6 protein-coding genes are annotated in these 6258 nt (G+C 38.0%); 2 read left to right on the forward strand and 4 right to left on the reverse strand.

Annotation, left to right across the window (positions count from 1 at the left end; all coding sequences use genetic code 11):
- Positions 1-569 precede the first annotated feature (569 nt).
- Both ASU02_RS26180 and ASU02_RS25335 read left to right on the forward strand, forming a co-directional pair.
- Entirely contained in the window at positions 570-734 is a 165-nt protein-coding gene (locus tag ASU02_RS26180) for an aspartyl-phosphate phosphatase Spo0E family protein (protein ID WP_082631932.1), read from the forward strand.
- Between the two features lie 146 nt (positions 735-880).
- The gene (locus tag ASU02_RS25335) at positions 881-1879 is read left to right on the forward strand and encodes a potassium channel family protein (protein WP_057768445.1); all 999 of its coding nucleotides are present in this window, start codon (positions 881-883) and stop codon (positions 1877-1879) included.
- Between the two features lie 32 nt (positions 1880-1911).
- On the opposite strand, the gene ASU02_RS25340 is transcribed toward ASU02_RS25335, so the two are convergent.
- The 4 genes from ASU02_RS25340 to ASU02_RS25355 form a co-directional block, all read right to left on the reverse strand.
- Positions 1912-3261: a glucose-6-phosphate isomerase gene (locus ASU02_RS25340; RefSeq protein WP_057768447.1), complete on the reverse strand. Its 1350-nt coding sequence runs from the start codon at positions 3259-3261 to the stop codon at positions 1912-1914.
- Between the two features lie 29 nt (positions 3262-3290).
- Positions 3291-4454, reverse strand: a complete 1164-nt coding sequence (locus ASU02_RS25345) for an iron-containing alcohol dehydrogenase (RefSeq protein ID WP_057768449.1) — start codon at positions 4452-4454, stop codon at positions 3291-3293.
- Positions 4455-4591: 137 nt separating this feature from the next.
- Positions 4592-5791, reverse strand: a complete 1200-nt coding sequence (locus ASU02_RS25350) for an ornithine--oxo-acid transaminase (RefSeq protein ID WP_057768451.1) — start codon at positions 5789-5791, stop codon at positions 4592-4594.
- 125 nt (positions 5792-5916) lie between these two features.
- Positions 5917-6258, reverse strand: a 342-nt coding sequence (locus ASU02_RS25355) for an aldehyde dehydrogenase family protein (protein ID WP_157684549.1), incomplete at its 5' end; no start/stop codon positions are given.

The raw sequence follows: 6258 nt of genomic DNA on the forward strand, positions 1-6258 counted from the left end.
ACGCCGCCAGCGTTCGTCCTGAGCCAGGATCAAACTCTCCAATAAAGAGTAAGATTAGCTCTTAAAGTTTTAAAACTCGATTTAAACGTTGACGTTTTTGCTTTGTTTAGTTTTCAAAGAACTATTTGTTAAGACAGGACTTTATTCTATCATTCTATTTCAAAGTAGTCAATTACTTTTTTAAAATAATTTTAACTAAGTCCACCAATAAAGAATTATTATACTTTTAATAATATCCTTTGTCAACACTTAATGGGTGAATATAAAATAAGTATGAATTCTTTGTTTCTACGCACCTCATTAGATTTATTATATTAATATAATTTCTCAAAGAAGTCAACATCCCCCTTTATATAATTTTTCGGGAGGGAATTCAATAGATAGAGTCTATCTATCTTTATTTTTCTGATACAGCATATATTAGATGAATAATTGATCACATTTAAGAGTTTGCTCCCAAAAAATAGGCTTTTTTGTCTTATTCTTAGAACTTTTGTCGAACCTATTTCGGAATAAGAAATATCTCCTATAATACAAGTAAGAGAAGATATTTATAGGAGAATGGTTAAATGAACAAGATTACCCTTGAACAATTAGTACTACGACGAATCAATAAAATTAGAGAGGAAATGATACTAACCGCTCACGAAACTGGAATTGATAGTATTGAAACGCTTAAATCTAGTCAAAAGCTGGATCGATTAATATACCTTCATCTTTTGCATTTCTCCTAAAAAGCAAGCAGCTTCATTCACAATTGAATAGTGAATAAAGCTGCTTTTGATTTATCAATGAATTTTTCTTATCCATTATGAAACCCCTTCATTTCGTCCATAATTAGGTATAGCGGGTTACGCTAACTATTATAGGGGTGTAAAACATGTCATATAATTTCTTCAATTTCTTCGTTCGACTGCCACTTTTTTTGAGAGTTCTTATAATTGCTCTTATCGTGATTATTTCATTTGGATCATTTGTTCATTTATTGGAGCCAGAACAATTTCCAACGATTTTTGAAGGGGTATGGTGGGCTATTATTACCGCGTCTACAGTTGGTTATGGAGATTTTGCCCCTAAATCTGTGCCTGGAAGGCTAGCAGGAATGGCACTTATCTTAACTGGCGCCGGTTTTTTAGCTACATATTTCGCTAGTTTAGCTGCCGCTGCAGTCACAAAACAAAATGAGTATTTAGAGGGAAAGGCAGATTTCAAAGGAAAAAATCATATTATTGTCATCGGCTGGAATGAACGAACCCGAGGAATTCTTCATACGCTTTGTACAAATAACAAGAGTATCTCGATTGCTTTGATTGATGAATCCCTGGATAAAAATCCATTCCCCCATATGAATGTTCATTTTATTCAGGGGCGATCGAATCTGGACGAGGTTCTTATTAAGGCAAATATATTTGATGCAGTAAAGGTAATTATTACTGCGGACCCAAACAAAGGCGAGCTGCTAGCAGATATGGGGTCAATATTAACTTTGTTAGCAGTAAAGGGGCTGAACCCCAAAGTTCAATGCATCGTAGAAATATTAACATCCGAGCAAGTGGCAAATGCCAAAAGAGCTGGAGCAGATGAAATTGTTCAAACAAATATCCTTACAAGTTATGTAATGATAAATAGTATTTCGTCTCAACAACTTGTTACATCCTTTTTGGATTTATTAAACCAGCTTGATAAGCGAAACCTAACTTTTAAGCCCGCTGTTCCTGAAGTTGTTAATATGACATTTATGGATTTGAGCCAGTTGCTTATGAAAGAAGGAATCTTATTATTAGGAATAAAAAGAGGGGAGGAAACACTATTAAATCCTCCCCACCCTTTTACAATCATTCTTCAGGATCAGCTTATTGTTATTATGAATGATAAATAAGAGCGTCATCGTATTTGATGACACTCTTACTGTTATTTAAGTCGTTCTTCGAGTTCCGCTTTCTTCTCCTCAAAGCCAGGCTTCCCCAGGAGGGCAAACATATTAACTTTATACGCTTCCACTCCAGGCTGATCGAAAGGGTTCACTCCCAATAAATATCCGCTCATTGCACAAGCTTTTTCAAAGAAATATACAAGATAACCAAACGTAAATGCGTCTAATTTAGGAATCGTAATGATTAGATTTGGCACACCGCCATCTGTATGGGCAAGCATCGTTCCTGCAAATGCTTTATTATTAACAAAATCCACACTTTTTCCAGCAAGATAGTTCAACCCATCTAAATCATTTTCTGCTTCTTCAATAAATAATTCATGTCGCGGCTCTTCCACTTTTATGACCGTCTCGAATAGATCACGTCTTCCCTCTTGTACATATTGCCCCATCGAATGAAGATCTGTTGAGAAGTTTGCTGAAGATGGATAGATCCCTTTCTGGTCCTTCCCTTCACTTTCTCCAAACAATTGCTTCCACCATTCTGCAAAATATTGAAGACCAGGCTCATAATTTATGAGCATTTCAATTGTCTTTCCTTTGTTGTACAAAATATTCCGGACAGCCGCATACTGATAAGCAGCATTCTCAAGAAGCTCAGATTGACTGTATTCCTCACGCGCTTGTTCTGCACCTTCCATTATTTGCCCAATATCGGCACCACTAACAGCAATCGGCAATAATCCTACAGCAGTTAAGACAGAATAGCGCCCGCCAACATCATCAGGAATGACAAACGTTTCATAGCCTTCATCCATTGATAACGTTTTTAAAGCCCCTCTCGCCTTATCCGTTGTTGCGTATATTCGATTTCGCGCTTCTTCCTTGCCGTATTTTTTTTCTAGCAGCTGTCGAAAAATACGGAAAGCAATTGCTGGTTCCGTAGTTGTACCTGATTTTGAAATGACATTGATTGAAAAGTCCTTCCCGTCAAGAAGATCAATCACATCTTTCATATAACTGGAACTAATATTATTTCCAACAAAAATTACTTGAGGAGTGCCTCGCTTATCCTTTGAAATCACATTATAGAAATGATGGGTAAGCATTTCTATTGCTGCACGGGCACCTAAATATGATCCGCCAATCCCAATTACCAATAAAATATCAGAATCACTCTTTATTTTCTCTGCTGATTTTTGTATCCGAGTGAATTCTTCTTTATCATATTGAACCGGCAAATCAATCCATCCTAAATAGTCATTTCCAGCTCCTGTTTGCTCGTGAAGAGAATGATGTGAAACTTTAACAGCATCCTGTAGATATGTAATCTCATGTTCACCAAAAAATCGAAGAGCATTTGAATAATCAAAACGAATATGTGACATGTATGTTCCTCCATTTTCCCAAAAATTCATTACAAGGATGCCTTGTAAATTTCCATAACATCTTGATTGTTTAATTTCGCAAAGTTGCCAAACTCACCATTCACTGTAGCTTTGTCTGCCATTAGCTGAAGCTTGCTTTCATCAATGCCATAGTCCGCCAGCCTTGAAGGTGCGCCAATTTTAGTCCAGAATTCACGAAGCTTTTCAATTCCTTCTAAAGCTGCTTCTTCAGTCGATTTTCCCGCAGGATCAACACCAAATACTCTTACAGCAAGTTGTTTAAACCTTTCAGGTTTTACATTAAGGTTATGCTTCATCCAATTCGGGAACAGAATAGCTAAACCTCCGCCATGCGGAATATCGTAAACAGCAGAAACGGCATGCTCAATATTATGAGTTGCCCAGTCCCCACGATAACCCATATTTAAAATGCCATTTAGCGCCATTGTGCCTGCATATAGAATAGTTGCACGATACTCATAATTTTCAAGGTCAGAAAGAAGCTTTGGTGCAGTTTCCATAACAGTAATCAGTAACGATTCGCACATACGATCCTGAAACTCCGTATTCTCTGCTAAATGGAAGTAATGTTCAAGAACGTGTGACATCATATCAACAATGCCATATATCGTTTGATCCTTCGGAACAGTATATGTATGAACCGGATCCAAAATCGAGAACTTTGGAAAAACAGCAGGGCTTCCCCAACCATATTTTTCATTTGTTTCCCAATTGGTGATGACTGATCCTGAATTCATCTCAGAACCAGTGGCAGCCAATGTTAAGACGGTTCCGAATGGCAGCGCTTCTGTTGCAGCAGCTTTTTTAATGACTAAATCCCATGCATCCCCAGCATACTTTGCTCCAGCCGCAATTGCCTTTGTACAATCAATAACACTTCCGCCGCCAACAGCTAATAGGAAGTCTATTCCTTGTTCTTTACAAATTTCAACACCCTTTCTGACGGTTGAAATTCGCGGATTTGGTTCGACGCCAGCAAGTTCAAAAACCTCTGCATCTATCCCCTTCAATTCAGCCATTACTTTGTCATACAGACCATTTCTTTTAATGCTTCCCCCACCATATACAACTAAAACTTTATTCCCGTATTGCGGAATTTCTTTATGTAATTGCTCAATCTGATCTTTTCCAAAAATTAATTTGGTTGGGTTCCAAAAAGTAAAATTTTGCATAATCACTCTCTCCTTTTCGTATAGTATGATCCTCTATTTGCATTATTATATCATTAGAGATTCTGGAGTTATGCTGAAAAGCCTTGAATAAAAAAATTCCTTGCACAATGTCATATGCAAGGATTTTTTGCTCTATATTAGCTTAATACTTTTTTAATACGCTCAATTGCCCAATCTAAATCTTCTTCACTGATCACTAAAGGTGGAGCAAAACGAATAACGGTATCATGAGTTTCTTTACACAATAGACCTTCTTCTTTTAATGCTTCACAATATTTCCGTGCTGGTTCTGTTAGTTCTACACCAATAAATAGACCACGTCCGCGAACCTCTTTAATGATTGGATTGTTAATTTCTTTTAATTTTTCTTTAAAGTATTCCCCAAGCTTTAGCGAACGCTCCGCAAGCTTTTCCTCCACAAGAACATCAATGGATGCAATTGAAACTGCACATGCCATTGGGTTTCCTCCAAAGGTAGAGCCGTGTGATCCCGGGTTGAATACACCGAGAACTTCCTTATTGGCAACAACACATGAGATTGGGAAAACGCCTCCGCCAAGTGCCTTGCCTAAAATATACATATCAGGATCTACATCTTCCCATTCACAAGCAAACATTTTACCTGAACGAGCAAGACCCGCTTGGATCTCATCTGCAATAAATAAAACATTATTTTCTTTACAAGCCTCATACGCTTTCTTCAAGAAGCCTTCAGGAGGAATAACGATACCCGCTTCTCCTTGAATCGGTTCGATTAAGAATGCAGCTGTGTTTTCAGTAATAGCATTTTTCAATGCTTCTAAATCTCCATAAGGAATTAATTTAATTCCTGGCAGCATTGGTCCAAAACCACGCTTGTATTCTTCATCTGAAGATAGCGAAACTGCCGTCATTGTACGGCCATGGAAGTTCCCAATACATGCAATGATCTCTGCTTGATTGTCCGCTACACCTTTTACATCATATGCCCAGCGGCGTGCAGCTTTAATCGCTGTTTCAACCGCTTCTGCTCCAGTGTTCATCGGAAGGGCCATCTCTTTATTTGTCAGCTTACAAACCATTTCATACCACGGACCAAGCTGGTCGTTATGGAAAGCTCGTGAAGTAAGTGTCACTCGGTCTGCTTGTTCCTTTAATGCAGCAATAATTTTAGGATGACGGTGCCCTTGGTTTACCGCAGAGTAGGCACTTAACATGTCCATATATTTATTGCCTTCAGGATCCTCAACCCATACTCCTTCTGCCTTAGAAATAACGATTGGCAGCGGATGATAATTGTTTGCCCCATATTTTTCAGTTTGTTCAATTAAACTACTTGTTTGTGTCGTTTGAGCCATGAAGAACCATTCCCCCATTTTCAATTAAATACTCATTCATTGTAACCTAAATCGCCAAAAAGAGTCATTTAATTACATAATAAACACTTCAAAATTAGTGTACCCTTTTCAGGGAACCTTATCTATTAGAACATTTCAGAAGTTGTTTTTGCTTGCATATGAAGCTGGATGTAGTCAGGGCCGCCTGCTTTAGAATCTGTTCCTGACATGTTAAATCCGCCAAATGGCTGGTAGCCAACGATTGCACCAGTACATCCACGGTTGAAGTATAGATTTCCAACATGGAAATCTTCACGTGCTTTTTCGATATTCTTACGGTTATTTGTGATAACCGCTCCTGTTAGACCATATTCTGTGTTGTTCGCAATTTCAATCGCATGATCGAAATCCTTCGCCTTTGTAAATCCAACAACTGGGCCAAAGATTTCTTCTTTCATGATACGAGCTTCTGGATCAAGATCTGCGAA

This window comes from Cytobacillus praedii, assembly GCF_001439605.1.
GTDB lineage: Bacteria > Bacillota > Bacilli > Bacillales > Cytobacillaceae > Cytobacillus > Cytobacillus praedii.